Source organism: Natrinema sp. DC36, assembly GCF_020405225.1.
In the GTDB taxonomy this organism is placed as follows: Archaea; Halobacteriota; Halobacteria; order Halobacteriales; family Natrialbaceae; genus Natrinema.
The window spans coordinates 2,865,652-2,892,342 of the sequence record NZ_CP084472.1 but is presented as its reverse complement, the minus strand read 5'-3'; the positions used below and the strand labels follow the sequence as shown (position 1 = coordinate 2,892,342).

Annotated in this window: 29 protein-coding genes; 17 read left to right on the top strand and 12 right to left on the bottom strand. The window is 64.8% G+C overall.

Annotation, left to right across the window (positions count from 1 at the left end):
• The first annotated feature begins 179 nt into the window (after nucleotides 1–179).
• Entirely contained in the window at nucleotides 180–638 is a 459-nt protein-coding gene (locus tag LDH74_RS14950; protein ID WP_226039507.1) for a Tfx family DNA-binding protein, read from the top strand.
• 109 nt (nucleotides 639–747) lie between these two features.
• Here the strand turns inward: LDH74_RS14950 and LDH74_RS14945 are convergent, their stop codons facing one another.
• The gene (locus LDH74_RS14945; RefSeq protein WP_226039506.1) at nucleotides 748–1,593 is read right to left on the bottom strand and encodes an RNA ligase family protein; all 846 of its coding nucleotides are present in this window, start codon (nucleotides 1,591–1,593) and stop codon (nucleotides 748–750) included.
• A 150-nt stretch (nucleotides 1,594–1,743) separates the two neighbouring features.
• Between LDH74_RS14945 and LDH74_RS14940 the strand changes: the two genes are divergently transcribed.
• The 4 genes from LDH74_RS14940 to LDH74_RS14925 all read left to right on the top strand — a co-directional run bounded on the left by LDH74_RS14940 (nucleotide 1,744) and on the right by LDH74_RS14925 (nucleotide 5,284).
• Nucleotides 1,744–2,118, top strand: coding sequence for a CBS domain-containing protein (locus tag LDH74_RS14940; RefSeq protein ID WP_226039505.1), 375 nt, complete (start codon nucleotides 1,744–1,746; stop codon nucleotides 2,116–2,118).
• A 192-nt stretch (nucleotides 2,119–2,310) separates the two neighbouring features.
• On the top strand, nucleotides 2,311–3,096 hold the full coding sequence (locus LDH74_RS14935; protein ID WP_226039504.1) for an SDR family oxidoreductase: 786 nt from the start codon (nucleotides 2,311–2,313) through the stop codon (nucleotides 3,094–3,096).
• Between the two features lie 130 nt (nucleotides 3,097–3,226).
• Nucleotides 3,227–4,219, top strand: coding sequence for a hypothetical protein (locus tag LDH74_RS14930; RefSeq protein WP_226039503.1), 993 nt, complete (start codon nucleotides 3,227–3,229; stop codon nucleotides 4,217–4,219).
• A 138-nt stretch (nucleotides 4,220–4,357) separates the two neighbouring features.
• On the top strand, nucleotides 4,358–5,284 hold the full coding sequence (locus tag LDH74_RS14925) for a DUF5518 domain-containing protein (RefSeq protein WP_226039502.1): 927 nt from the start codon (nucleotides 4,358–4,360) through the stop codon (nucleotides 5,282–5,284).
• Nucleotides 5,285–5,421: 137 nt separating this feature from the next.
• On the opposite strand, the gene moeB is transcribed toward LDH74_RS14925, so the two are convergent.
• Entirely contained in the window at nucleotides 5,422–6,285 is an 864-nt protein-coding gene (gene moeB, locus LDH74_RS14920) for a molybdopterin-synthase adenylyltransferase MoeB (protein WP_226039501.1), read from the bottom strand.
• Between the two features lie 276 nt (nucleotides 6,286–6,561).
• Here moeB and LDH74_RS14915 point away from each other — a divergent pair, with 276 nt between their 5' ends.
• The 4 genes from LDH74_RS14915 (at nucleotide 6,562) to LDH74_RS14900 (ending at nucleotide 10,236) form a co-directional block, all read left to right on the top strand.
• Nucleotides 6,562–6,747, top strand: a complete 186-nt coding sequence (locus LDH74_RS14915) for an HVO_0416 family zinc finger protein (RefSeq protein ID WP_226039500.1) — start codon at nucleotides 6,562–6,564, stop codon at nucleotides 6,745–6,747.
• A 208-nt stretch (nucleotides 6,748–6,955) separates the two neighbouring features.
• On the top strand, nucleotides 6,956–7,114 hold the full coding sequence (locus tag LDH74_RS14910) for a hypothetical protein (protein WP_176548162.1): 159 nt from the start codon (nucleotides 6,956–6,958) through the stop codon (nucleotides 7,112–7,114).
• Nucleotides 7,115–7,177: 63 nt separating this feature from the next.
• Nucleotides 7,178–9,055: an ATP-dependent helicase gene (locus LDH74_RS14905; protein ID WP_226039499.1), complete on the top strand. Its 1,878-nt coding sequence runs from the start codon at nucleotides 7,178–7,180 to the stop codon at nucleotides 9,053–9,055.
• Nucleotides 9,052–10,236 carry a peptidase M24 gene (locus LDH74_RS14900; RefSeq protein WP_226039498.1) on the top strand — a complete coding sequence of 395 codons (1,185 nt, stop codon included), beginning with the start codon at nucleotides 9,052–9,054 and terminating at the stop codon, nucleotides 10,234–10,236. Before LDH74_RS14905 ends, LDH74_RS14900 begins: the two co-directional genes overlap by 4 nt.
• A 169-nt stretch (nucleotides 10,237–10,405) precedes the next feature.
• Here the strand turns inward: LDH74_RS14900 and LDH74_RS14895 are convergent, their stop codons facing one another.
• A complete protein-coding gene (locus LDH74_RS14895) occupies nucleotides 10,406–11,305 on the bottom strand; it encodes a hypothetical protein (protein WP_226039497.1) in 900 nt (299 codons plus the stop codon).
• Between the two features lie 670 nt (nucleotides 11,306–11,975).
• Nucleotides 11,976–12,230, bottom strand: coding sequence for a hypothetical protein (locus tag LDH74_RS14890; RefSeq protein ID WP_226039496.1), 255 nt, complete (start codon nucleotides 12,228–12,230; stop codon nucleotides 11,976–11,978).
• 121 nt (nucleotides 12,231–12,351) lie between these two features.
• On the opposite strand from LDH74_RS14890, the gene LDH74_RS14885 reads away from it, so the two are divergent.
• Nucleotides 12,352–12,957, top strand: coding sequence for a riboflavin synthase (locus LDH74_RS14885; protein ID WP_226039495.1), 606 nt, complete (start codon nucleotides 12,352–12,354; stop codon nucleotides 12,955–12,957).
• Nucleotides 12,958–12,966: 9 nt separating this feature from the next.
• On the opposite strand, the gene LDH74_RS14880 is transcribed toward LDH74_RS14885, so the two are convergent.
• The 4 genes from LDH74_RS14880 to LDH74_RS14865 form a co-directional block, all read right to left on the bottom strand.
• Complete coding sequence (locus LDH74_RS14880; protein WP_226039494.1) at nucleotides 12,967–14,814, bottom strand: hypothetical protein; 1,848 nt, start codon at nucleotides 14,812–14,814, stop codon at nucleotides 12,967–12,969.
• A gap of 128 nt (nucleotides 14,815–14,942) precedes the next feature.
• Nucleotides 14,943–15,956 (bottom strand): PrsW family intramembrane metalloprotease, encoded by a 1,014-nt coding sequence (locus LDH74_RS14875; protein ID WP_226039493.1) that lies wholly within the window; start codon nucleotides 15,954–15,956, stop codon nucleotides 14,943–14,945.
• 222 nt (nucleotides 15,957–16,178) lie between these two features.
• Nucleotides 16,179–16,652 (bottom strand): response regulator, encoded by a 474-nt coding sequence (locus tag LDH74_RS14870; RefSeq protein ID WP_226039492.1) that lies wholly within the window; start codon nucleotides 16,650–16,652, stop codon nucleotides 16,179–16,181.
• A 48-nt stretch (nucleotides 16,653–16,700) separates the two neighbouring features.
• Nucleotides 16,701–18,182: an MEDS domain-containing protein gene (locus LDH74_RS14865; protein ID WP_226039491.1), complete on the bottom strand. Its 1,482-nt coding sequence runs from the start codon at nucleotides 18,180–18,182 to the stop codon at nucleotides 16,701–16,703.
• A 175-nt stretch (nucleotides 18,183–18,357) separates the two neighbouring features.
• Here LDH74_RS14865 and LDH74_RS14860 point away from each other — a divergent pair, with 175 nt between their 5' ends.
• The 3 genes from LDH74_RS14860 (at nucleotide 18,358) to LDH74_RS14850 (ending at nucleotide 21,468) form a co-directional block, all read left to right on the top strand.
• Nucleotides 18,358–18,735, top strand: a complete 378-nt coding sequence (locus tag LDH74_RS14860) for a hypothetical protein (RefSeq protein ID WP_226039490.1) — start codon at nucleotides 18,358–18,360, stop codon at nucleotides 18,733–18,735.
• Nucleotides 18,736–18,859: 124 nt separating this feature from the next.
• Entirely contained in the window at nucleotides 18,860–20,305 is a 1,446-nt protein-coding gene (locus LDH74_RS14855) for a DUF402 domain-containing protein (protein ID WP_226042536.1), read from the top strand.
• Nucleotides 20,306–20,742: 437 nt separating this feature from the next.
• On the top strand, nucleotides 20,743–21,468 hold the full coding sequence (locus LDH74_RS14850; RefSeq protein WP_226039489.1) for a pirin family protein: 726 nt from the start codon (nucleotides 20,743–20,745) through the stop codon (nucleotides 21,466–21,468).
• Between the two features lie 145 nt (nucleotides 21,469–21,613).
• Here LDH74_RS14850 and LDH74_RS14845 read toward each other — a convergent pair whose 3' ends face one another.
• The 3 genes from LDH74_RS14845 to LDH74_RS14835 form a co-directional block, all read right to left on the bottom strand.
• A complete protein-coding gene (locus tag LDH74_RS14845) occupies nucleotides 21,614–22,072 on the bottom strand; it encodes an NUDIX domain-containing protein (RefSeq protein WP_226039488.1) in 459 nt (152 codons plus the stop codon).
• Nucleotides 22,073–22,280: 208 nt separating this feature from the next.
• Nucleotides 22,281–22,415, bottom strand: a complete 135-nt coding sequence (locus tag LDH74_RS14840) for a zinc ribbon domain-containing protein (RefSeq protein ID WP_226039487.1) — start codon at nucleotides 22,413–22,415, stop codon at nucleotides 22,281–22,283.
• 141 nt (nucleotides 22,416–22,556) lie between these two features.
• On the bottom strand, nucleotides 22,557–22,718 hold the full coding sequence (locus LDH74_RS14835; protein WP_226039486.1) for a hypothetical protein: 162 nt from the start codon (nucleotides 22,716–22,718) through the stop codon (nucleotides 22,557–22,559).
• Nucleotides 22,719–22,865: 147 nt separating this feature from the next.
• Here LDH74_RS14835 and LDH74_RS14830 point away from each other — a divergent pair, with 147 nt between their 5' ends.
• Nucleotides 22,866–23,642, top strand: coding sequence for an NAD(P)H-binding protein (locus LDH74_RS14830; RefSeq protein ID WP_226039485.1), 777 nt, complete (start codon nucleotides 22,866–22,868; stop codon nucleotides 23,640–23,642).
• A 208-nt stretch (nucleotides 23,643–23,850) separates the two neighbouring features.
• A complete protein-coding gene (locus LDH74_RS14825) occupies nucleotides 23,851–24,126 on the top strand; it encodes a hypothetical protein (RefSeq protein ID WP_226039484.1) in 276 nt (91 codons plus the stop codon).
• A 47-nt stretch (nucleotides 24,127–24,173) separates the two neighbouring features.
• Here LDH74_RS14825 and LDH74_RS14820 read toward each other — a convergent pair whose 3' ends face one another.
• On the bottom strand, nucleotides 24,174–25,283 hold the full coding sequence (locus LDH74_RS14820) for an aldo/keto reductase (RefSeq protein ID WP_226039483.1): 1,110 nt from the start codon (nucleotides 25,281–25,283) through the stop codon (nucleotides 24,174–24,176).
• 189 nt (nucleotides 25,284–25,472) lie between these two features.
• Between LDH74_RS14820 and LDH74_RS14815 the strand changes: the two genes are divergently transcribed.
• Together LDH74_RS14815 and LDH74_RS14810 are read left to right on the top strand one after the other, a co-directional pair.
• A complete protein-coding gene (locus LDH74_RS14815) occupies nucleotides 25,473–25,694 on the top strand; it encodes a hypothetical protein (protein WP_226039482.1) in 222 nt (73 codons plus the stop codon).
• 76 nt (nucleotides 25,695–25,770) lie between these two features.
• Complete coding sequence (locus tag LDH74_RS14810) at nucleotides 25,771–26,658, top strand: acyltransferase (RefSeq protein WP_226039481.1); 888 nt, start codon at nucleotides 25,771–25,773, stop codon at nucleotides 26,656–26,658.
• Nucleotides 26,659–26,691 lie beyond the last annotated feature (33 nt).

The window sequence follows — 26,691 nt, the reverse complement described above, 5'->3', positions numbered from 1 at the left end:
AGACTGAGACGGTGGCGGTCCAGTACCGAAATCGTGGCAATTCAGTGTCGAAACCCCACAGTCCGGTGCCGAAACCGTGCCAGCCCAGTGTCGAGACCGGGGAAGCTTTGATCCCGCCGAAAGCTATAGTATAGTACTATGCACACGCGAGCCTGCGGATTCGGGGGAGGGCAGTCGTCGTGATCGACGACGTCGAGGAACTCCTCGAGGAGATCGGGTTCGATCCGGAGACCAGCGTCCTGACCTACCGGCAGGCACAGGTGCTCGCGTTGCGCGAACGCGGCGTCTCGCAGGCCGATATCGCCGAGTCGCTGGGGACCTCGCGGGCGAACGTCTCCTCGATCGAGTCCAGCGCCCGGGAGAACGTGTCGAAGGCCCGCGAGACCGTCGCCTTCGCGGAGGCGCTTCGCGCGCCGGTCCGCGTTCGCGTCCCCGCCGGGACCGACCTCTACGACGTGCCCCAGATGGTGTACGACGCCTGCGACGAGGCCGGCGTCAAGGTCGATCACACCGCGCCGGATCTGATGAAAGTCGTCGGGGATGCCGCGGGGTCGGCCGTCACCGGTCGGCAGATATCGACGCCGCTGATCGTCGGGGTGACCTCGGAGGGAATGGTCCGCGTTCGCCACCACGAGTGATACGGACTGCTGTCAGTCAGTTCCGGAAACCGCGACCCGTCCTACGGTTGCTCCGGTACATCTTACAACAGACCGTATGAACCGTCTTTCGTCGCTGCGAACTGTGCGACTACTCGAAGCGCTTTTCGAGAAACTGTCGAACTAACCGCCCGACCTCCGATCGAAACTGGTCCATCTCGACGGTTCCGCTCCCGCGATAGAGCCGGTTGTGCGCGTCGCGAACGATGTCCTCGAGGACGCGCTCGTGGACGGCCTCGACGGTCACGGGTCGTTCGCGGTCCTCGAGTCGCCTCGCGATTTTCTCCATCCGTTGGCGCGTCGCGTACGTCGCGGCCAGCTCCGGAGCGGACGCGTCGACCGGAGTCGTTTCCTCGCCGTCTCGATGCGCGGGATGGAGTAGCTTCGCCCGCTGTCCCCGTTTGTTCCGAATGATAACGCCTTCAGCGGGCCCGTCGTACCAGTTCGACTGCGGGACGGTGTACGATTCGGGGTCGAAATCTCGAGTGTGTCGCTCACGTTCGAAGGCGTTCACGGGCCGAAGCCCGATCCGCTCGAAGATCCGTTCGGCGGTATCGGGCGGGTAAAACGCGCCGTTCTCGTCAGCCCAGATATCGAACCCGAGGACAGACGGGGTGCGGTCCCACTCGTACTCGATCGCGTGCCGGTGCATCGCCTCGCCGAAGAAGACGATCGACTCGACGTCGTCGACGGCGCGTCGAAGCGCGTCCCGGTCGAGACGCTCCCGAACGTGGCGGACCGCGTGGTGGTACGGGTCGGGAATCGCGCCCGGATCCGAATACCACCGGTTTCGATCGCCGAAGCGGACGAGTCCCGACCGCTGTAACTGAAACCGAAAAAACGCTCCGTCGACTTTCTCGAGGAGCCAGAGATGCCCGTCATCGAAGAGCTCGCGGGGCGCATTCTCGACGCGCGGGATGGATGGGTATCGCTTCAACTGTGTCGTCCTCGAGGGGCTCCACCGTCTTCTATCTCCTGTTGACTCTTCGGTTCCTCGGAACCGCTCACCGGGAGGATACCGTTCGTCGAGTCGCGATCTGCCGACTCGACGGAAAACGTCATACCTCCCGTGTCCGTGCTTACGGATATGAGTGCCGACGACAGAGTCACCGTCGAAGATGTGATGTCAACGCCCCTAGAGACGATTTCGAAGGATGCAACGGTAATGGAAGCGGCACGGCGGATGCGCGGAAAGGACATCAGTGCACTGGTCGTTCGGACCTCGCCGCGGGCGATTATCAGCAGTACAGATGTCCTCGACGCCGTTGCTGAGGGCCGGGACATCTCGGAGTTGCAGGTCGGCGACGTGATGACGACCGACGTCGAGACTGCCGCCCCGGATCTCTACATGGAGGAAATCGCCGCGATGATGACCACGTACGGTATCAAACACCTCCCGGTCGTCGACGACGACTACATCGGGATGGTCTCCTCGACCGACGTCACCGCCCACCTCTCGTAGTCGCGAGTAGCCGCTCGCTTTCGGCGGACGCTCGCGGGTGTAGTGTGCGCGTCCCGATTGCAGTGATCGCCGTCACCCGCAGTGATCGCTCCGTCACCCGTGCCGATCGGCCGGCATCCGATACAGGTCCTCGCGTATCGGTCGCCTGCCGGCTCCCCGAGAGATTTGTACGCCCCGGTCGTCGCCACGAGTATGGACTTCGAACTCGACGGCAACTCGGCGCTGGTGACTGCCGCCTCGAGCGGCCTCGGCTTCGCGAGCGCGCAGGCGCTCGCCGAGGAGGGCGCGAACGTCGCGATCTGTGGCCGGGACGCCGATCGACTCGAGGACGCCCGCGATGAACTCGAATCGACGGCGGCTGGCGACGTGCTCGCCGTCCGGGCCGACCTCACGGACCCCGACGACGTCTCCCGGCTCGTCCGCGAGACGGTGGACGCGTTCGGGGGGCTCGATCACCTCGTCACCTCCTCGGGCGGCCCGCCGAGTACGACCTTCCTCGAGACCGACGAACAGGACTGGTATCAGGCCTACGACCTGCTGGTGATGAGCGTCGTCTGGACGATCGAGGAGTGCCACGAGCACCTCCTCGAGTCCGAGTACGGAACGATCACCTGCATCACCTCGCGAACGGTCCGGGAGGTCGCGGACGGTCTCCTGCTCTCGAACTCGGTCCGACGGGGCGTGATCGGCCTCGTCAAGACGATATCGCGGGAGTTCGCGCCCGACGTTCGGGCCAACGCGGTCCTGCCGGGGACGATCGAGACGGCCCGGATCGAGGAACTCGTCGAGTCCGGCATCGAGCGCGGCACCTACGAGGACTACGAGGCGGGGCTGACCGAACTGGCGAGCGACATTCCGATGGATCGCCTCGGCGAGCCCCGCGAACTCGGCGACGTCGTCGCCTTCCTCTCGAGCCCGCACGCGAGCTTCGTCAACGGGACCGAAATCCCGATCGACGGCGGCCTGTTGCGGAGCTGAGGCGGTCGCCACCGCAGCCTGGCACGCCATCTGACTCTCGTACTTCCGCGACGGCGAACTGGTGTCGAGTCGCTGCCGGCTCCCGATTTCGAATCGAAATACTCTCGGTTCCCCTCGGACGAGTCGGGGTGTGTACGGGCCGGCTCAGATCGCTGGATACCTCGCGCTGGTCGTGACACCCGCCGCGTTGTTCGTCGGTGCCGTTCGTGCGCCGACCGACCCTTCAACCGGACTGTTGAGCGTCCAGCTCGGGGTCGTTCTCGCGGGAACCGTCGTCGCCGCGATGGAGTGCCACCGCCTCTGGACGGTCGAGACGGCCGGCTGGGAGTTCGATGCGACCGGATTCGATCGCACGGATGCCGTCGACGCGCTCGCGGTCCCGGCCGCGGCGGTGCTCACCTACGGGCTGAGCGTCCACGCCGATCTCGGCCCGGTTCTCGCGTCCGCGCTCGTCGGACTGATCGTCGGCCTCGGGCTCCCGCGGATCGACGGCGCGGCCTACTGCGGGTCGTTCGTCGGGATGGCCTCGCCGGCGGTGTTCCCCTCGCTCGAGGGGGTCGCGCTGGCGGGACTCCTCGCCGGGCTCGCGTTCGTCGCGACGGCCGAATCGTTCGGCGGCTTCGGCGGCAAATACGGTACGATCGCGCTCTTCGGCTGTCTCTCGGCGGTGTTCCTGACGGACGTCGATTACGCCGCCGGGAGCTCGCTCGAGTGGCGACTCGCCCCCGTGATCGGTGCCGTCGCCGTCGTCGCTGCGGTCGCGACCGTCCTGCTCCGCACTCGCGGCGAGACGAGTTCGGTGGTCGCTTCCGCCGCGGTCGGGGTCGTCGCCGGTGTCGGGTTCCCACGGATCCTTCCGGAACTGGGGCCGACGCTGGCCGCGGTCGCCTTCTGTGCCTCGTTCGTCGGAATGTCGAGCGCCGAACGGCTGGAAACCACGGGGCAGGTCGCGGGTGCCGGCCTCGTCTGTGGACTCGTCTACCTCGCGGTCGCTCCCGCCCTCGCCGGTGCGGGCGGTAAGCTGGGGACGACCGCGTTCGTCTCCTGTCTCGCGCTCGCCGGCGCGCTGGAACTGACGGCCGTGGCCCGCTCGAGCGTCGGTCGCTTCGCTGTGAGCCGTTGAACGCGATCTCCGGGTACGCTCGAGTTCAGTGGGCGCTCGAGTTCGGGATCCTCCGCCGGGCGTGCGCCCGGTCGCCCAATCGACGGCGATTCGGATCAGGAACACTTTCACTATCGAGCGGATAGTGACAGTAAACAAATGACAATGTCCCCGATTCGAAACACCCTCGCGGACCTGACCGCCGAGTGGTTTCGAGCGGCGGTCCTCCTCGGACTCGCCTCGATCCCGTTCACCGTCGCCCTCTCGTGGGAGTCCGCGCCGTCCTCGGTTTCGGGGACCGCCGTGCTCGCCGCCGGGCTGCTGGCCGGCCTCCACTACGGCGACCGATCGGCGGAGAACGACGATGTCGGCCCGATCGAGGGCTATCGCTACGGTAAGCGACCGGCCGCGAGCCACCGGGCCGGGGCCGTCGCCGGCGTGGTCGGCTCCGTCCCAGCGGTACTCCGGGTGATAGCCCACATGCTCGATCTCGCGTGGTCCCTGTCCGGGTGGCGGACCGTGATCGCCGTCGTCCTGCTCCCGGTCGCGATCCCGATCGTCGTCGGCCTGTTCGCCCTGTCGGGGGCGATCGGTGCCTACGTCGGTGACTGGCTGGCCACCCGGGTCGATCGCGCTCGAGACAGGGCCCGTTCGCGAGTGACCGCGAACTCGGACGGCGATATTTCCGGCTGGTGGCGGTGGGTCGCCGCGTACATCTTCTTTGCTCCAGCGGTACTGCTCTACGTGTTCGGCGTTCAGCCCGAGGGCGGTGCCGGCTTCGCCCTTTCAGTGCTGGCGCTGTTCGTGCTGGTCCCGTTCTCCGTCGTCGCCGCCGTCGCGCTCTTCGAGGACGCGGTCACCCTCCGAGAAGCGGGGTGCGTCCGGAAAATGGAGCAGGACTGGACGCCCAACTACTGGGCGTACGTCGGCGCGCCGCTGGGTATCTACGCGCTCGTCTCTCTGCTAGCGACGGTTCTGGAGTCGGCGAACCCGTCGGGGGACGGCGTCTACGGATTCATCGTCGCGCTCTGGCTCTCGGCAATCGTCTATTTGAACGGCAGACGCCGCCACGTCGGCACGCCGTAACTGTCGTCACCGCTCGCTTTCCGAGCCCCTCACTCCGATCGGGTCTCGAGACGCTCATACGGACTGCTGTCAGTCATTTCCGGCGCGACTGCGATCCGGCCTGCGGTCGCGCCGGTACATCGTTACAGCAGACCGTCTCAGTCGGCCGAAATCTCGCAGGTGCCCTCGTAGGCCACGTCCGAGACCGATTCGATTTCGGGGTCGTCCCCGCAGACCGGACACGCCGGGTTCGGCTGAACTGGGACCTCCTCGAAGGTCATGTCCATCGCGTCGTACAGCAGGAGGCGCCCCTCGAGCAGGTCGCCCTTCTCGAGCAGGTATTTGACGACCTCGGTGGCCTGGATACAGCCGACGGTGCCGGGGAGGACGCCGAGGACGCCCGTGGTCGCGCAGTCCGGAACGGTCCCGGGTTCGGGCGCTTCGGGGAAGACACAGCGGTAACACGGCGGCGACGTCTCGTCTCCGTCCGTATCGCCGCGGCCGTCACCGCTGCGGTCGTTGGTGAAGGACGTGATCTGCCCCTCGAACCGGTAGATCGCGCCGTGAAACAGCGGCGTCTCGGTGAGGACGCAGTGGTCGTTGAGCAGGTAGCGGGTCGCGAAATTGTCGCTGGCGTCGAGGACGATGTCGTACTCGGCGACCAGGGACTCGACGGTCGCCGCGGTAACGCGAGTTTCGTGGGTCTCGACGTCGATATCGGGGTTCAGTTGGTCGACGTAGTCGGCGGCGCTCTCGACCTTCGGCCGACCGACGTCGGCGTCGCCGTGGACGATCTGTCGTTGCAGGTTCGAGCGCTCGACGACGTCGTCGTCGACGATTCCCAGCCGACCGACGCCGGCCGCGGCGAGATACTGAATTGCCGGCGAGCCGAGTCCGCCGGCGCCGACGATCAGGACGCTCCCCTCGAGCAGCCGCTGTTGGCCCTCGGGACCGATCTCGTCCATGATGACGTGTCTCGAGTAGCGATCGAGCTGGGTCGCGTCGAGGCGCAGGTCGCTCATACGATACCGTTCGGCCGAGAGCGAGAAAAGGGCGCGGGTCGAATGCTCTCGGACGGACTGTTGTTAGTCAGTTCCGGAGCAATCGCGACCGCCCGACGATTCTGCCGGGACATCGGTACGCTAGACCGTCTCATCCGTCGGCGCTGGCGGGCGGCTGATTCCGTCGTCTGGGAGGCTGCTACTTCCGTCGTCGCAGCGACGACGCGTGGTCTCGCGGAGGTGGCAGGATCTTCACCGACCCAACGATTTAATAGCATGGTGTGCATTCACACACCTATGGCAACCTCACCCAGTGATGCCGGTGACGACGTCATCGATCAATTCCTGTCCGATCGCGGTCACTCGGTCGAACAAGTAGGGTGGGACCAAGAGTATAACAAGAAGCAGTGTCCGGAGTGTGGCGGTCTCCACGATACGTCCGCCAGTTCCTGTACCGTTTGCGGCTGGGAACCTGCGACGTAAGGGCCCGCACTGTCGGGAGTCAGTACCGTCGTACACGTTCTTCGATCCATCGCACACCGACGGGGCCGAGTTACGGTATCGTCGCAACTCGTCCCGGTCGTTGACGCTTCGAACCCCCTGCGATCCCCGTCCACGCCCCTCCGTTTTTATCACACGAGATTCGACACAATTATAACCTGTTACCGGTCATCTCGTAGTGAGAAGAACTATGCCGGAATGTCAGAACTGCGGCGCGTTCGTCACCGAACGATACGCCCGGGTGTTCACCCCGCGAGGCGTCGACGATCCGCGCGTCTGTCCGGACTGTCAGGACAAGATCCGCGACGGTGCTAACGTCCGAGACGCCCGCTCGCCGCGCGATCCATAACCGCTCGTTTCTGTCGAAGAAAACCCACGTCACTTATAGGTATCGCGCTCCTGTTTGGCTACAATGACCACGACGGACACGACGGTTACCCGCCTGTTCGGCGGTCCGGGAAGCGGGAAGACGACCGCCCTTCTCGACCGCGTCGAAGATATCCTCGAGCAGGACGGTGTCACCTTCCGGGACATTCTCGTCGTCTCGTATACGCGAGCGGCGGCGCAGGAGATTCGAGAACGCCTCGCCGACCGCCTCGACGAGAGCCCGCGCGCCCTGCAGGGCAACGTCTGTACGATGCACGCGAAGGCCTACGAACTGCTCGATCTCTCCCGAGCCGACGTCATCGGCGAATCCGACAAGGAGGACTTCTGCGACCAGTACGGCATCGATTACGAAGACGAGTACTCGGGCGCCGGCCGCCGGACCGCCCGGTCGACGACGATCGGGAACAAGATCATCGCGACGAGCCAGTGGCTCCAGCGGACCAGCCGCGATGTCTCGGACTGGCACGACGTCCCCTTCCAGTGGGACGACGAGGAGGTTCGACTCCCGCCCGAGATCGACGACAACGCCCAGGAGGGCAACAAGTACACCCCGACCTGGCCCAGCGACGACGACCGGATCGACATCCCCGAAGCGATTCGCGCCTGGCGCACCTACAAGGGCGACGAAGGGAAGATCGGCTTCGCGGACATGCTCGAGCGAGTCGAGCAACGCTCGCTGCTGCCCAGCGTCGACTACCTGGTGATCGACGAGTTTCAGGACATCACCACGCTGCAGTACGATGTCTATCAGGAGTGGAAACCCCACATGAAGCAGGTCCTGATCGCCGGCGACGACGATCAGGTCGTCTACTCCTGGCAGGGAGCAGACCCCGCACTCCTGCTCGAGGAGGAGGTCGACGAGGACGTCATCCTGCCGAACTCCTATCGACTGCCGTCGAACGTCCTCAACGCGGTCAACAAGGAGATCCGCCACATCGATCAGCGTCAGGACAAGGACCTCAAGCCGCGGACGGAAGGTGGAGCCGTGGAGGCGAAAACGAACGCGTCGATGCTCGACGTGGTTCGGATGGTCCGCCGGGCGCTCGTCGAGGGCGACGGCACCATCATGGTGCTGTTCCGGGCGCGCTACCAGATGTTCCAGTTCATCGACGAGTTCATCACCGAGGGCGTCCCCTTCACCTCGTTGACCGACCAGCGGATGTGGACCGACCGACTCACGCAGTACGTCTACGCGGTCGAAGCGATCGACGCCGGTGACGATGTCACCGGGCTGCAGGCCCGCCGACTCGCGGACATGCTGCAGGATTCGGCCTTCGGTACCAACGAACGCGACGCCCTCTTCGACGAGATCGACGAGCGTCAGGAAGCGGCCGGCATCGAGGACCTGGAGGAACTCATGATCCCCGCCGAGGTCGTCGAGGACCACGCGCCCTTCATGCCCGGTCCGGCCTCCGCCTCGGACATGCTCCGGAAGGTCACCAACTTCCAGAAGAAGAGCGTCCGATCCTACTTCGCGATCGGCGAGTACCAGGGGATGGACACCGACCGCGTCCGCGTCGGCACGATCCACTCCGCGAAGGGTCGCGAAGCCGACCACGTCTTCGTCGGCACCGACCTCACCGAGAAGGTCGTCGAGCAGATGGTCGCCACGGTCGACGATCCCACCGATATCCCCGGCTGCGAGGAGTTCACCAAGACCTCCTCACCCGTTCCCGTTCTGACCGACAACGAACGCCGCGTCTTCTACGTCGGCATGTCTCGAGCCCGCGAGCGGCTCGTCCTCCTCGAGAACCTCGTCGACGGCGCGCCCACGCTGCCGATCGATGTCCTGCTCACGAATCAGCTGACCGATTCGACCCTCGAGGAACTGATCGAACTGGCCCAGGAGCCGATGGACGAACCGGACGCCGACGAACTCGAGGCCGAAGCCGAAGCGCCGTGACCGGCGGGAACGAACGCAGCCTCGAGCGCGACCGATCAGCCGACCCCGCCGCTTCGAGAGCGACCGTCGACCTCGCCCGCGAGCGACGTGACCACGCAGCAACCGCTCTCTCCGACGCGCTCGAGCAGTACGACGCGACCGCGTTCGTTCACGCCGGGACCGACCGCGATCCGGGGATTCAGTACACCCGTCCGACGCCGGCGGGCGGCGTCACCGCAGTCGCGTACGACGGCGTCGAGCGCGAGTGGCTCGTCCGCTCGGCGGCCGACGGGGCCGGCGGTCATCCCGCCGAGCGCCTCGCCGCGACGCTCGCCGAGCGCGGCCTCGAGGGCGCGGTTCTCGCGCCGCCGCGAGTTCCGCACGACGCCGCGCTCTACCTCGAGGGACGGGGGTTCGAACTGGCGTCGACCGACGCGCTCGAGCGGGCGCGAGCGATGAAGACGGCCGGCGAGCGCGAACGGATCGCGACCGCCCAGCGGGCGGCGAGCGCCGGCATTCGGCGAGCGGCGTCGGTGCTGGCCGACGCGACGGTGGTCGACGGTCGACTCGCGACCGCTGCGAGCGCCGATGCAGGGTCCGAGCCCGAGTTTTTGACGCCCGATCGACTGCGAATCGCCATCGACGAGGCCGTCGTCGGTGCGGGTGCGTTTCCGGTCGGTACCACCGCAGTCAATCCTGACTCGAGCGCTGAAACCGACGCGGAGGCGCTCCGGCCCGGCGAGCCGATCGTCCTCGAGACCGCACCGCGCGGGCCGGCCGGCTACTACGGCGGGCTGGTTCGGACGCTGGTCGTCGACGGCGACGGCGGCCGGGAGCGGCGGGTTCACGTCGGCGTCACCCAGTCGTTTCGCTCGGCACGGTCGATGCTGACCGCCGGTCCGGAGTCCGTCACCGCCGTCGAAGCCGACCTCGAGGCGGAGGTGCGATCGTTCGGGTTCGGCGACGGCGACGCGATCGAGACGCGAGTTTCGGGCGTCGGGCTCGAGCCCCGCGAGCGGCCGATCGACGGCGACGAGGACGTCGGATCCGGAACCGTGGTCCGGCTCGACGTGGCCGCACGCGTCGACGACGACGACTGGCTTCGGATCGCCGACGTGCTGGCGATCAACGACGAGGGCGAGCGACCCGACTGGCTCGCGTCTCCGTCGCAGTCGCTCGAGCCGACCGCGTTGCTCGAGTAACTGTTGTGGGAGGATGTCATAGAACTCTTCTCACATCGTGATGATCGTGCTTCCCGGATTGTCTCCGCGTTCGTAGTTTGTGATAGCGACGACGAGGCGAAAACACAGGGCAAGAAGACGCTCCGTGAGGCAGGGTTATCACGCTATGGAACGAATCTGTGTCACCTTATTATCGTCTATCAAGGTATTCTTCGAGATTATTGATGATTTCTTCGTCATCAAACCGGAGATCGTTTCGATCGAATCGAATACTCGGTAAAAGACCTGATCGATGTAATATTACATCGTTCTCCGATACTGTAACGTATTTGATCTGTGACTTTGGTATAAATTGGCGCCAGGTGACAAGTTTTCCACCTCCACTCCGACGAAGCTCTAACCCAGCCGGAGTAAGCTTATAGGCTCTATCAGACAGCACTGTGTTTGTTGTACTAGATACTGTGACGACGACAACGAGAGCAGTTAACACAGTCAGATGTGGAGGAAGCCAAAATGAAAGTAGTCCAACTGGGACCAATCCAGTGACCATGGTGAATATCTGCACTTTTATTCTGTGAGCCCGCGGCCACCTGGAAGTCCATTCTATCAGGACGTTCTCGGATGCGATAGCGGAAGACGCAACCCGATTACGAGCCGTGAGTATGGCAATCTCACCTGCCACAGCTGCGATAATCCCGAGTAGGAACCCAGTCGCACCGACGAGACTTGACACGGGGATGGAAGCCGGGTCGATGAGATAGAAAGCGACCACCTCGAGGACACTAAAATGGTAAGCCGTCATTGGAACGAGTCCGAGAAGCGGGAAGAGCCAGGCTACCCAACCTGAGTTCAGCCAAGAGGCTATTTGTCCGTTGTCGGTTGTTAGGAATGCCGTCCCGGAACCGATAGTAATACCGATCGTTCCTAGAACGGCGAATGCAAGCACTTTGCTGCGCAAGCCGACATACTCCACAATGAAGAGAGTAAGCGTCGGCGCAATCAGCGCGGCTACGTAGCTGCCGACGAGCACGCCGAATCGAGGACCCAATCGATCCGGTGAAACTGCCGAGTTTTCGGTAATATGTTTCATGTCTGCTATTGATCTGGATGGTATTAAGTATTTACGTGCGCTGAGAAATGAGTGCTGACCTCAGCGTGAAGGAGGGAGTTGAAGCGGTTTCTGACGACTGCCGTTGCTGACGACTCGCCGGCCCAAGGTCGCGGGCTGGCTGTCAGCCCGCGACCGGAGCGTACGCGTCGGGACGCCGATACGTTCGTCTCGATCTTCCACCGCCGCTCTGCCTCTGCTTCTAGTTCGTGGTGTTGCGCTCTGTCTACGACTCGTCGTTGCCATCACCAACTACGAGCGAGGAAACGATCCGGGCTGTGAGATATTATGAGATGGATTCTATGACACGCTCGTTGTGGGATTTTGATATCGCGACTCGAGGCGATATACGGGTGCGTGGGCGAATCACTTCAAACGACGAGCACCCTGATTCACTGGCAGCAGGGAATAGCCACGCCCTCCCCAGCCGATTCGCTCGGTCACTCCGTTCCCTCACTCATCCCTCGCGCAGCTTCGAGCCGCGGTTCATTGGCATTCACCGCGGCCCAGCGCGCGCCACCGCACGTGGTCCGGTCGGTCCGAAGTACCACGCGTTTCCTCGCCTCGATAGTCATCACTCGCCTCTCTATTGTCCGCTGGCTCTCGATCCGCGCCGGCACGAGCGGACCGCAGAAATAGGTGATCGATTACGTTACCGGTCGTCGTCCGGATCGGATTCGGGTTCTTTCGCGACCGTGCCGACGACCCGGTTAGCCACGAGTTCGGGAACGTCGGTCGGCATCGTCAGCCAGTGCTGGATGACCACGAGCCCGATCGCGAGGCCGATGAGGGTCAGGCCGATGCCCGGATCGTCGCGAATGAGCAGGAAGTCGAGTCCGGCGAGCGCGGCGGGAATGGCGAAGACGAGGGTGCCCGCGAGTTTGATCGTATCGATGATACCGGCCATTACACCGAGATAGCGCGGCAACCGGTAAAAGCGCGGCGACGAGTCGCGCCCGATCGTGGCAGACTTCGAGCGGACGACTGGACCCGGAACGGCTTTCTCCCGTCGCCCGCCAGTTGCGAGTATGTTCACGGGGATCGTCGAGGAGACCGGCGAGATCGTCGCTCGAGAGCGAACGGACGACGGCCTCCGGCTCCGGATCGGGGCCGACGAGGTCGCGACGGGACTCGAGCACGGCCAGAGTATCAGCGTCAGCGGCGCGTGTCTCACGGTCGAACGGTTCGCGGAGCGCGAGTGGTTCGAGGTCTTTCTCGCGACCGAGACCGTCGAGCGGACCTATCTGGGCGAGTTGGCCGAGGGCGACGCGGTCAACCTCGAGCGGGCGATGCCGGCAGACGGCCGGTTCGACGGTCACGTCGTGCAGGGCCACGTCGACGCGGTCGCGACCGTCACCGGCGTCGAGTCCGTCGACGAGGACTGGTTCTTCGAGTTCGACCTCCCCGAGGGGTACGACCGCTACGTCGTCGGGAAGGGATCGATCACGCTCGACGGCATCAGTCTGACCGTCGCCGACCTCGATACCGAGAACGGACGGGTAACGGTCGCGATCATCCCCACAACCTACGAACTGACGACGCTCTCGGACAAGGAGCCCGGCGACCCGGTCCACCTCGAGGTCGACGTGCTCGCGAAGTACGTCGAACGGCTGCTCGAGGCCCGATTCGAGTAACTGGGCCGTCTATTCGTCCGCTACATCCAGTCGTCGCTGGCACTCCTCGAGCAGTTCGATCTGTCGGCCGAGGAGGAGCGCGGCCTGTTCGCTTCCCGCTTCGGCTCGGTCGTCGAACCGGGACTGCAGCGCGCGGAGCTGCTCGAGGTGTGCCGCGAGCCCGTCGGTGAGTTCCTCGTCTTCCAGCTGCGTATGGGTGTCCTCGAGTTCGGTAACCGCCTCGTCGAGCACCCGACGCTGCTCGCGGGACACACTGGTTCCCGCCTCCAGTAGCGCCGTGACTACGGCGACGTAATTTCGAGTGGCCGTTCGCATCGCCTCGAGCCCCTGTCGCTGGACGAGCAGCGAGAACTCGGCAGCGCCTCGAGCGGCACGTTGCTGAGCGGCGAGACTCTGCTGGAACATCGCCTGACTCTGGGCCATCGCCGTTCGCTGTGCGGCGAGCACGGCGGTCAGTGGCGAATTCGAGCGCCCCCGTTCCCGACCGCGGTCGGTACCGTCTTCTGCGAATTCGGCGGTTGGCCGCTCGTTCGTCGCCTCGGTGGTTTCCCGTCCCGTCACCGCAGTGCCTTCCGGAACGATTTCGCGGGCCGCCGCCTCGGCTCCCGATTCGGCGTCAGTCTCCGGGCCGGCGACCGCGTCTGGCTCGATCTCGGGTTCCGACCGCCGATCCGGTTCCACCGCTGCCTCGAGATCGACCCCGGGATCGATCTCGACCCCGCGGTCGAGTTCGTCGGACAGATCCATCGCTTCGGTCTCGCTCGTTTCGCCAGTGGTCTCGCGATCACCGGTTTCGACCGTCTCCGTCGCCGACTCGAGATCGGTGCCGAGCGCTATCTCGTCGGCGATGTCGTCGGTCTCTGCGATTGTGTCCGTTCCCGAATCCACCTCGGACTCGTCGGATTCCGTTGTGTCGACGGTTGATTCGAGATCGACGCCGGTCTCCAGTTCGTCGATCGGATCCGTCTCCTCGGTTTCGGTTTCGGTTTCGGTTTCGGTTTCGGTTTCGGTTTCGGTTTCGGTTTCGGTTTCGGTTTCGGTTTCGGTTTCGGTTTCGGCTTTGGCCGCCGATTCCTCAGTGGATTCAGCTTCACTCGTCTCTGCGGTCTCGGGAGTGCTGTCTTCGGATATCTCTGCAGTGTCGCCCATCGGCACGTCCCGGACGCCGCCCCTGTCCATCGCGCCGGGTGACTCCGCCGATTCGGTCCCGCTCATCGCGTCGGGCGAGGGCTGCGTTTCGACCCCGTCCGTTCGGTCGTCGGTTTCCTGCGGGTCGGTTTCACCACTCCTCCCGATCGAGTCCTGTACTTCTGCCTCGTCCGTGTCCGGGCCGTCGGCGCTCGACTCGGTCGTGTCGGGGGCTTCGTCCGTCCCGCCGGCGGTATCGCGTCTCGTCACCTCGCCGAGTTCGTCGCCGCGATCTCGTTCCGCCGCGGTGTCGGGCTCGCGTTCCGCTCCCGGACCGGTGTCGTCCGCTTCATCGATACTGGCGGGCTGGCCCGGTTCGTCGACGTGCGTGTCACGTTCCGACTCCGTGCCGTCGGGCTCCGTCGATTCCGTGGTATCGGAATCCGTCGACCCGATGTCGTCGATCCCCGTCGGCACGCTTGCCGTTTCCGTCTCGGCCTCGAGTCGGATCGTCCCGCTCGAGATCTCGTCGATCGCGGTTTCGTGAATCACGACGGTATCCCCGCCGCCTCGGCTCCAGCCGAGCCTGGCCCTGATCGAGCCGACGATTCCGGCACGGGGCTCGACGCGGGCGGTGTCCCCCTCGACCGCCGTGACGGTCCCGATCACCTCGCCGCTGGCGTTCTCGACGGTCTTCTCGATATCGTCGTTCGTAAACGTCTCGCCCATGACTTGGGGCTGCGTTGCTCGAGAAAAGTTCCTGCTGCCTGCACCCGCCAGCGCGTCGGAGATTGTCTCGTACCCGTCTGCTGCGTTCTGGAATCGCCGTTTTCGGACGGACCGTTACCGGACTTCGGTCAGCGCTGGGGCGGCTCGAACTCGGTCAGTTCCGGCCGCGAGTCGCCATCGATATCGCTCGTGACGGACTGATAGGTCCGGCGGTAGCGATCGATCTTGCGATAGAGGTAGTAGCCGATCGCGAGGTCGTAACAGATCACGTAGCCGACGAACGCGATTCCGTAGCCGATGGGGAGGAAGTCGGTGAGGATCCCCGGAACGATCCCGACTGTGACGTTGTAGGTCCCGTGGACGAACGCAGCGACGAGCAACCCTTTGAGGACGATCGGACCGGCGTAGTCGCGGTTGAACTTCGCCAGTCCGAGGTAGTAGCCCGCGATCGCCGAGTAAATGACGTGCCCCGGTCCGGCCAGCGCACGGACCGTCGCGATCCCGCTGGCGGTGACGAGGATGTTGGTCTCGGGGTTCGCCTCGCCGATGACGCGGCTGATGTAGAGCGCGTTTTCGATGGCGGCGAATCCCAACCCGGCGACGGCGCCGTACACCGCGCCGTCGATGACGGCGTTGAAACTGTCGTTCCGGTAGGCGAACACCTGAACGGCGAGTAGCTTCACCGTCTCCTCGATCGGGCCGACGATCAGGTAGAAAAAGAGAACCCCGCTGATCCCGAGCAGCGCCCGACTGTACGAGTTGACGAGCGCCGCGAACGTCGCGAACAGGACCGCGAGCAGGAAGGTCACGACGAGCAACCAGAGCGGTTCGCTCGTCGTGATGTCCGCGTGCCAGATGTACGCCGCGAGCAACCCCGCGGGGACTACCGAGAGCCCGAAGAAGAGGGCGACGAACGGATCCTCGAGGACGATCGCGGCCGGCGAGACGAGCAAGACGAGGGTGATCGCGATCGCGATCAGCAAGACGAGCGCACGGAATCCGTAGCTCATGGCGTTGTAGAGCGTGTACGCCACCAGGTCGACGATCGATCGCGGCTCCCACGTCGAGACGTCGTAGAGGTCGACCGACCCGTCACCGGTCCGCTCCTCGCCCCGTTCGACTGGGTCGCGCCTACGTTCCATGGGTGGCCGTATGATCGCCTGCCCGGTATAGGTTCGGCAACCGGCGACGGTCTCTCGGAGCCACTGAGCCGATTTTCACACCGATCGGGGACGGTTGTCTGTCCGGGCGAGCGGTTGTGCGATCGGACGGGCGGTGACGGCCAGCGGCAATCGACCAGAGCGGTGACGGCCAGCGGCAATTGACCAGAACAGCGACGGCCAGTGGCAATCGACCAGTGGAACCTATTCGACCGGGCCGATTGTGGAATACTCTCCCGGCGGGGCCTGACCGGAGTCGGACACGGACTCCACGATCGTTCGAACGAGCGAGATGTATTCGTTCGGATCGACCGGTTTGATGTGATAGCCGTCCACCCCTAATTCGGCCGTTTCGCGGATATCGTCCGGGGACTTCGAACTCGAGCAAACGATCACCGGAACGGACCGAAGCTGCGGCTCGCGGTTGATCGCCTCGAGGATCGTTCTTCCGTTCGCCTTCGGGAGGTTCAGATCGAGAAACACGAGGTCGGGAACCGCCTCCGAGTCGGACGCCTCACACTGGCTAACGTAGTCGAGCGCTGTCTCCCCATCGGTAATAACAGTGATGGTGCCGTCAACGCCGCTTTTCTCGAGCCCCTCACGCATCAAATGAACGTCACCGGGGTTGTTCTCGATTACCAGAACCGCCGGCGGATCAACGCGGTGATCGGGGCTCATCGCCTGCGCTCCGACGCACGTGTCACCATGGGTCCTCCGCCGGAGGTGTCACCGCTTGGCCCTGGGAAGTGTGAAGTAAAACGTCGTTCCGTCACCCGGTTCGGAGTCGACCCAGATATCGCCGCCGTGGTGGTCGACGATTTTTCGGCACAGTGCGAGCCCGATTCCCGTTCCCTGATACTCCTCGTTCGAGTGAAGTCGGTTGAAAATCTCGAAGATCTGATCCGTGTGCGCCGGCTCGATCCCGATCCCGTCGTCCGCGACCGAGAACACGCAGCGGTCGCCCTGCCGTTGTGCCTCGATCTCGATTTGCGGCGGCGCGTCGTCGGTGTACTTGATCGCGTTCGCGATCAGGTTGTGAAACAGCTGTTCGAGCTGGGTGTCGTCACCGACGACCGTCGGGAGCTCGTCCGCAACGATCGCGGCGTCGCGCTCCTCGATCTGTAGCCGGAGATCGGAGATGACGGCCTCGAGGACGGTGGTACAGTCGACCGGTCGAAACTCGGCGTCGTTCATATCGATTCGCGAGTAGCTGAGCAGCCCGTCGACCATCTCGCGCATGCGATCGGAGCCGCCGACGGCGAAGTCGATGTACTCACGGGCCTCCTCGTCGAGGTCGTCCCCATGTCGGTCCTCGAGTAGCTGCAGGAAACTCGAGACCATCCGCAGGGGCTCTTGGAGATCGTGCGATGCGATGTACGCGAACCGCTTGAGCCGCTCGTTCGACTCCTCGAGTTCGTCGATGGTAGTACTGAGCTCCGCCTTCGCTTCGGTTCTATCGACGAGCGTTCGCAACATCCGGTCGATGTCGCGAGCCGGCTCGTCGGGTCCGAAGTACTCCTGTGGTGGTGTGTAGTAGAAGTTGTGGCAGAGCGTTCCGTCGTAGATGAGGTGAGGGTGGGTCCGGACGACATCCGTGAGAACCTCGGGGGGGATCGCCTCGCGATCGTACTGACAGAGCGCGATACAGTCCTCGTCCCGAAAGAGGTCGTTGACCCGGCTCTCGTAGGCCATGAAGTCCTCGATCGTCGTCTTCTCGTCGAGGATCCAGTGCGTGTCCGCGGTGATTCGAAGTGCCGGATACTCCGCCGTCGCCTCCTCGATCGTCTGTCGGTAGAACTCGATCATCTCGTCGGGATCGAACGCGCCGTTCCGGCGGTAGGTCTCGTCGACCGAATGGAAGGTGAGCGCACCGGAATCGGTCGCGGCGTCGACGTCGACGCCGCCGTCGCGCAACGCCGCGAGGACGTCGTCCTCGGTGCGCTCCTCGATGACGTACATGACTCGCTCGTCCCGCTCTACCCCCTGCCGGACGAACGGGACCATCGCTTCGACCTGCTCGTCACGGGACTCGTAGAACAGCGCGATGTGTTCGTTCGCTTCCACGCCGTCGAGCGGTTCGACTGGGCCACGAAACTCCGGACTCGAGCGGAGGGCGTCCAGGCCGCGTTCGACGCTCAGCGGTTCGGAGCGGGCAGCACTTCCCGTCAGTGATTCGTCCTGCGGGTCGTACTCGGCCTCCTGACTCATTGTCCACAACTCGACGGCCGTCGCTAAGTATGCTTTGCCTACTTCGGTTTCGGTCGATCGAAACGCCGCGACGGCGTCCGGAGCAGCGGTGCGGTTCGTTCGACATTCGCTACGAGCTCGAGACCGCCAGCACGGACTCGGAATTATCAAAGGCCTTCCGGCCCAACCGGCGCGTATGCACTTCGACCAGCGAACTCAGCGTGCGCTTCGCGACGTCGGCCTCGAGACCGACGAGCTCCGGGCCGCCTCGGCGGCGGTCGTCGACGCCGTCGCAGAGGACGCGGCGACGCTCGAGGCGTTCTTCGACGAGCACGACACCGTCTACTCCGACATGGATATGGCGCACTCGAGTTCGGACTACCCCGAACACGACGTCGACTACGCCGACATCCCCACCCACGCCGACGAGATGCGCGGTTGGCTCCGATTCGAGACGTGGGGCGTCTCCGTCGAGGACGGCCGGATTCTGGGAGACGGACACGTCGAACTCTCACTCGGGCCGACGATCGACGATCGGGTGCGGTTCGCAGCCGACCGCGACACGCTCCGATGATGTTCGTGTGCGATGTAGGGTTCGGATCGCTCGAGCGAGCGTTGCGACGAGAGCCGCGACGAGGGATCGACGAGCGACGGCGGCCGTCGACGGCGGCGCGGCGAGCGGTCGCGGAGGGAGCGCGATGACGACGGCTCGAGTCCGCGGCATCTACACGACGGCGATCACTCGGTTGCTGAGCGAGACCGGCCGCGAGGTCGTTCAGGCCTCCGAACCGATTCGGGAGCGATTCGAACGATCGTTCGACGCCGCGCCGGCCGACGTCTCGATCGAGACGACCCGGGATCGACAGGGCGTCGAGATTTCGGGCGCGCCGGACGCGGTCGAGCCGGTCGCGGGCGAGCTCGAGTCCCTCGCGATCGATACGTTCCGCTGGGCGGACGACGCGTCCCGCGGTGCGGTCTTCGACGCGGAAGTGATCGAGGCGGGCGGCGGCAGCGGCGCGGTCGTCGACCTCGGCGACGGTCGGCGCGGTTTTCTGAACTACGACGACGCCGACGGCTACGTCGACGCCGGAAACCGGTATCGGGTACAGGTCCACGAGCCCGCGCCGCCGTGGGACGACGACCGGCCGCTCGTGCGGCCGACGCTCGAGGTTCAGGGCGGGCTCTGTACGCTTTCACGGGACCGAACCGGCGTCTCGGCGGCGCTTCGCGGCGAGCGAGCGGAGGAACTGGTCGGCATGACCGACCTCCTTTCGGTCGAGGTACCCGAGGGATGGGGCGTCCGGTGGCAACACGCGGCCGCCGACGCCGACCTCGAGGCGATGGGAACCGCGCTCGAGGACGCCGCGGATCGGGCCCGGGCGCTCGAGACCGCGCTGGCCGACGCACCCGACGAACCCGGCGAGCCGGGACTGCTGGCCGCGCCCCGCCGGACCGAGTGGTGCTGGTTCGGTCGCGAGTCCCGGTTCACGCTGGACGGCGTGCGGCGTCGGGTGGAGACCACGATGCCGGGCCACCACCGGACGAAGGCGGCCGATCGGGCCGCGAGCGCGGCGGTCGACTTCGCGGAGGCCGTCTGCGAGTCGACCGGAACCGGTGACGGCGGCGCTGACGCCACGGGCGAGTTTCCCTTCGCCGCGGTCGCTCGGCAGTTCGGTCCGACGACGGGCGACCGCCTCGAGATCGGCCACGGCAAACCCGACGGCCGACTCATCTCGCTGGGTCGCGGCGAGGTGACCGACTGGGATCCCGAGGGGAAGGTGACCCTCGAGCGCTCCATGCGCGGCGGCGGGAGCTACGACGCGCTCGGCGTCTCCAAGGAGTCGGGCGACGTCGCCGTGACGAAGTTCCGCGAAGGCCGGTGGTGGTATCCGACGACGTACACGACCGCCGACGGCACGTCGAAGGGGACCTACGTCAACGTCTGTACGCCCGTCGAACTGTTTCCGGACACCGTTCGGTACGTCGACCTCTACGTCGACGTGATCCGACAGGGCGACGGGACGGTCGAGATCGTGGACGCCGACGAACTCGAGGGCGCCGTTTCCGACGGATTCGTCTCCGACGAACTGGCCGAGAAGGCGATGGAGGTTGCGGAAGCCGTCGAGCGCGCGCTCTCGAAGTAATTGCGCGTTCAGCCGGGCGTGATCGATGGAGAGTGAACGGAGCAGCCAATTATATCGAGACGTAGCTGAAAGAAGCCTCCTGCTATCGTGGCAACAGGGAATCGCCGCGCCCTCCCCAGTCGATTCGTTCGCTCCCGCCGGTCACTCACTCATCCAACGGAAGACGCATACACGTCTTCCGAGCCTTTGCTCGCTCCGTTCGCGAAGACCTCGCACGATTTCGGCCCGCGGTTCACCAGTGGCTCACGGGTCGCTTTGCTCCCCGTTCGCTTCTCGAGGTCCTCACTCCGTTCGGACCTCGCACGTCTCACCCCGGTCCAGCGTGCGCCACCGCACGCCGGTTGACAGGGGTGGCGTGAGACATCAATTTCCTGTCTCGTACGCGCGGTCGGAACCCGTCTCCTCTTCTCTCTCAAGTCCGTGATCGACGTATATCGATGGTATCTCTCCACGACGCCGCGGACGTGACCCACGCCGGCGGGATGCGCGCGACTCGTGCGTTTCCCACGCGAACGCACTCGCATCTGGATCCGTTCGTGCTCTTCGAGCGATTCCACATCGGGGCCGACCAGGGGTTCCCCAGCCACCGCCACGCCGGGTTCGAGATCTGCACCTACATGCTCGAGGGCGGGATGGCCCACGACGACTCGCTCGGTAACGCGGGGACGGCTCGAGCGGGCGAGGCCATGCGGATCTCCGCGGGGCGGGGCATCGAACACTCGGAGTTCCCGGCGGACGGCCCCTGTACCGGCCTTCAACTGTGGCTCAATCTTCCTCGAGAGCGCAAGGAGATCGAGCCGTCGTACGCGGACGCGACGGCCGAACAGTTGCCGACCGCGGAGTCGGGCGGTGCCACCGTCACGACCGTCGTCGGCGAGGGCTCGCCGCTCGAGTTCGAGACCCCGATGACGTACCGAGACGTGACGCTCGCGGAGAACGCGTCGTGGTCGTGGGACCGCCCCAGCGACTGGGTCGGCTTCTGTTTCGTCCTCTCGGGGTCGGGTGCGGTCGACAACGCATCACTCGAGACTGGGCGCGTCTGCACCGTCGCCGCGGGCGACGATGCCGTGACGCTATCGTCGGACGACGGCTGTCGCGTCGTCGCCGTCGCCGGCCGACCGCACGACGAGCAGATCCACCAGCGCGGGCCGATCGTGGCCTGATACGGTTTGCTGTAACGATTTACTGGCGCGACCGCGATCCGGCCTGCGGTCGCGCCGGAAATGACTTACAGCAGACCGTATGACTCGAGTCAGATGCCGACCTCAGTAGGGGCCGCACACTCGAGCAACGGAAGTAGTCACTCGCTCAATCCGACGCGCTCGCGACCGGGTCCGAACCGGCGGTGGTGGGGAGCAGGCCGACGTACTCGTCGAGGTCGAGCGCGAACTCCCGCCCGGTCGGCGGCCGGACCCAGCGAAACTCGAACTCGGCCCCGTGTTCCTCCCCGCCGTCGGTGACGGTGTGAGTCCACCGATCGCGGGGTTCGTGCACCGTCGCGTGGAAGAAGTGGCGCACGTAGCGCTTCGGCGGCTCCTCGCGGCGGGTCCAGACGTCGGTCGTCAGATGTTGGGTCCCGCTCAGCGTTCCGAGCCCGCTCTCCTCGAGGACCTCCCTGAACAGCGCCTCTCGCGGTGATTCGCCCGACTCGAGCGTTCCTTTCGGGATCTGCAGGCCGTCGTGTCCCGGTCCCTCGAATACCAGTAACTCGCCCGTTGCGCGAGTGATGTACGCGCACGCCTTCTGGACGTACGTGACGTCGGTCATGATACAATGTGTCACACCGTTCCGACGTAAAAACCTATCATAGGGGGTGTTAAATGACATTAAGGGGATTGTCTGTTCGGTTCGGGCGCGCTCGGTCCGTACTTCGTGGATGAGGACGGACAGAACAGCGACGGTCGGGAAAACTGCACACCGCTCCGCTCGAGCCGTAGCGTTCGATTCGCGCGTACCGCTGCCGGTCACGGTGCGATCAGTTCGCGAAGTTGCGTTCGGCCACTGACCGTCCACAGATGGGACAGCCGTTCGTCAGCGCCGCCTCGCGCATCGAGTCAGTGACTGGAATCTCTCGATGACAGTCCGGACAGGTGAATTCGTACGGTTTCATGTGTATAGTCGGTGTTCTCCACCTGGGCTGTTGTTTTCGGTCGAGTTATCGGACTCACCCAGATATAGAGGGGATTATATAAGCGAGACGCCGATGGTCGGTATCGATCAGTCGTCCAGCACCGATCGCAGACGGGCGAGTTCAACCTTCCGGCGGCGTTCGGCGATCGTACTGGGAGACAGAGTTGTTTTCCGCCGCGACCGCTTCGTGGCCGGTCTTGTGCGGCATCTCGGAATCGCCGAGATCGCTACCGGCGTCGATCGCTTTGCGCTGGCGGTAATCGGGGAGGAGGAACGAGAACACTATTCATCGGGTAAATTTCAGCTTCGAGGTTGCCCGCTTCGATACACCCGAACGCGTCTCACGGACTTGCTGCCGTCCTCGTTGCCGCAATCTTGCAGACGAATCCGGCGCGGTACCTTTAGTTTTGCCGACTGAATATACGACGGTATGACCTGTCGGACGCTCCTCACGGGGGCCACCGGGACGCTGGGGACGGCGCTGTCCACTCGACTGATCGATGCGGGACACGTGGTCCGAGCGGCGAGTCGATCGCCGCCGACCTCCGACGAGGACGGAACGGAGTGGGTCGCGATGGATCTGGCTGACGGAACGGGAATCCGCGAGGCCGTCGCGGACATCGACGTGATCGTCCACGCGGCCAGCGCGCCCCGCGGCGACAGCGAGGCCGTCGACGTCCGCGGCACCGAACGACTGCTCGAGGCGGCCGCCGACGCCGGCGTTTCGAACGTCGTGTACGTCTCCATCGTCGGCATCGACGAAATCCCGTACTCGTACTACGAGCACAAGCTGGCGGCCGAGCGGGCCGTCGACGCGAGCGAGGTCCCGTCGACGATCCTCCGGATAACGATGTTCCACGAGTTCGTCGGCGACTTACTCGAGACCGTGTCGAGACTCCCGATCTGGCCGCTGCCGACGGGGATTCGGCTCCAGCCGATCGACGTGGGTGAGGCAGCGGACGTGATCGTCGACCACGCAACGCTCGACGCAGCCGGTCGGGTGCCCGATGTCGGCGGTCCCGAGGTACGAACCGTCGGCGACCTCGCGCGGACCTACCGTGACGCGAGGGGGCTTCGCCGACCGATCGTTCGCCTCCCGATTCCCGGGAAGACAGCCGCCGCTTTTCGAGCCGGTGGGGCGATCTGCCCGGATCGGACCGTCGGAACGGTGACGTGGGACGAGTGGGTCGCCTCGCAGTTCGACTGATCGCTGCAAGCGTCTGCCCGTCCTTCCGAGAGATCCGTGACGAAAACGCGATCTGCCGGTTCACGAGCAGCATCAGGGTCGCCAGATCCACAGTTCGCCGATCCTGCGGCGTGATTCCGGTCGAACGCCTCGACGCGCTCGAGGCCTCGGCAGTGGTCCGGACAGTTCAGGGGGAACCGTTAAGCCATGCTATCAACTACCAATGAGGATGAGCACGTTAAACGAAGAGATGGCCGACGTTCGGTCGGACGTCGACGACGTGCAAACGCAGCTCAGAGAGGACGTTCCGGAGTTCTTCGCGTTCGACGTCGCCGTCGGGAACATCACGTACAACGCGAACACCAACAGCGTCTCCGTCACCGTCGAACCGAGTTCTCGAGCGCGAGAGCAGCTGTCGGACGAGCTCGGCGGCGTGACCGTCAAGACCGACGGGAAACTGGAGTTCGAATTTAGACTCACGGACCCCCAATCCGAGTCGGAATAAGCGAATCGGTCGGCCGTCGATGCTGCTCGAACCGGGGATCGGCCCGATCAGTCGGCCGCGAGTTTGTCCAGGCCGGCAGACTCGATGTCTTCGCCGTCGACCGACGAGCGCAGCGAATCCATCCCGTCGTCGCGATCGATCTCGAAGTCGTTTTCGTACAGCTCCGCCACGCGAGTCATCTCCTCGTCGGAGAGTTTCGGCACGTCGCTGGCGGCCGCCCACTCGTCGATGTCCGCCTTCGTCCGGAACGTCGGCGTGACGGTCGCGACGGAATCGTGGCTCAGGAGCCACGCGATCGAGGCCTGTCCCATCGTCCGCTCACGGTCGCTCCCGCCGGTCGCCCCCTGCCGTCCGCTCGCTTCGCTCGCGGAGACGCCGTCACGCTCCAAAAAGCGCAGCGCCTCGAGTTTCTCCCAGCCGGTCTCGTACCACTCCTCGGGTCGGAACCCGCGGTGGTCGCCCTCGCCGAGTTCGGTGTCGGGCGTGACCTGCTCGTTGAGGATCCCCGAGGAGTGGGGGACGCGGGGGATGAGGCTGGTCGACGAGCCCGTGCGTTCGATCGTCTCGAGGAAGTGGTTTCCCACCTCCTGCTCGAGCATATTCCAGACCAACTGGACTGAGTCGAACTCCTCCTCGATCGCGAGGTCGCCTTCCGCGAGCCAGCCGATCGAGGGACCGAGCGCGAGGCCGGTGGCGTCGATCAGCCCGTCCTCCTCGAGTTCATCGAGCAACTCGAGGACGTCCGGCGTGATCTCGTCGACGTCGGCGTTGTGGAGCTGGAGCACGTCGACCGAGTCGATTTCGAGGCGCTCGAGGCTCTTGTGGACGGCCTCGCGCAGGTACTCCGGATCCATCTCTTTGGGGAGTTCGCCGTGGCCGGCCTGCGGGTTGTCGTAGAAATCGTAGCCGACTTTGGTGGCGATCGTGACCTCGTCGCGAACGTCCGAGAGGGCCTCGCCGAGTAATTCCTCGCTCCGGCCGTGGCCGTAGACGTCGCCCGTGTCGAAGTACGTGATTCCCTGCTCGACGGCGTACCGGACCATCTCGATGGCGTCGTCTTCCGAGCGATCGCCCCACCAGTCGGTCCCGACGACCCACGCGCCGAAGCCCACCTCGCTAACCTCGACGCCGGAGTCGCCCAGTTCGCTGTGTTGCATACCCGTTCCTTCGAAGCGGGGGAACTTAGGGTGAACGGAACGCTCGAGATGCCGCCCGAATCCGTTCGGGCCTGACCGCCCCGCGGGTCGAACTGCGAACTGTGGGCCCGCGTGTTGACCGCCGTGTCCGAGTCGACCCCGTCCCTGCGAGTCGAACCGCTCTTGCGTACTCGGCTGACACGTATGCGTATGGACGACCGCCGTTTCCGCACCCTCCGGCCGAGTCATCTCCTGCTGGCGGTTCTCGTCGTCATCGTTCCGCTGGGATTCCTCGCTGCGAAGGCGTTCGAGTTTCCGGGCGACCGAGTCACGGTCGGTGCGATCGTGGTCGGCGCTCTCCTGTTCGTCGGGGCGCTCGCGCTCCCCGCATTGCTCCTGGCCCGCTGGCAATCCGAGAGGGAATCTAGGTAACCCGTATGCCAGTGGGTCCGGCAACCGCCGCCGGACAACCGAACCACTATCAACTCGGCGGGCAATACCTCGAAGTATGACAAAGCGGTACGTGTCGCTCCCCGATGAGGCCGAAGCGGGGATGCGCGAGTTCATCGACGAGGTCGACCGACGGCTTGCGAGCGACGAGGACACCTGTTCCGTCGTCGAAGACGTCCTGATCGACCTCTCGGGCGACCGTGAAGCCTACGAGAGCTGGCAGGCCGGCGAGTCTGTTTCCCCGGCCGAACGCGTCCGCCTGCAGAGCTACGATCCCTGTAACACGACCCTCGAGAGCGAGTACTACGCCGAGAAGGACGAAGAGAAGTTCCGCCGTTCCAAGCACCTCCAGTGGCTCTGGCGGCAGTTCGATAGTCTTCCCATCGCGGACAACGTCGAGTTCGCGCTGCGATTCCGGCGGATGCTCGCCGACCACCTCTTCGCGGACTGCGGGGACGGCTGTCGCTTCTTCAAGGGAATCTCGTTCACCTACGGTCACAACATCACGATCGGCGACAACACCGTCGTCCACGACGACGTTCACCTCGACGATCGAGGCGAACTCACGATCGGCGACCGCGTGTCGATCTCCGACGGAGTCCACATCTACAGCCACGATCACGACGTCGTCGACCAGACCGAGGTCCGCAACTACCACACGATCGTCGAGGACGACGTCCGGCTCACATACGACTCGATGGTTCAGGCGGGCAACAAGGTCGGCGAGAACGCGATCGTCGGCGCGCGCGGCGTCGTTCAGTACGACATTCCCGCCCACCACATCGCCGTCGGAATGCCCGCCCAGAGCGTCAAGATCAAACCCGGCTGGGAAGACGTCGCAACGCCCGTCGACGACGCCGGCACCAACCGGCAGGAACAGCGCCACCTCGAGTACGACCTCCCCGACGATTTCGCGGTCTTCGACGAGTTCGGTCGAGACCTATAATAGGCCCTGTCCGTCTCGTTTCTACGATTTTCT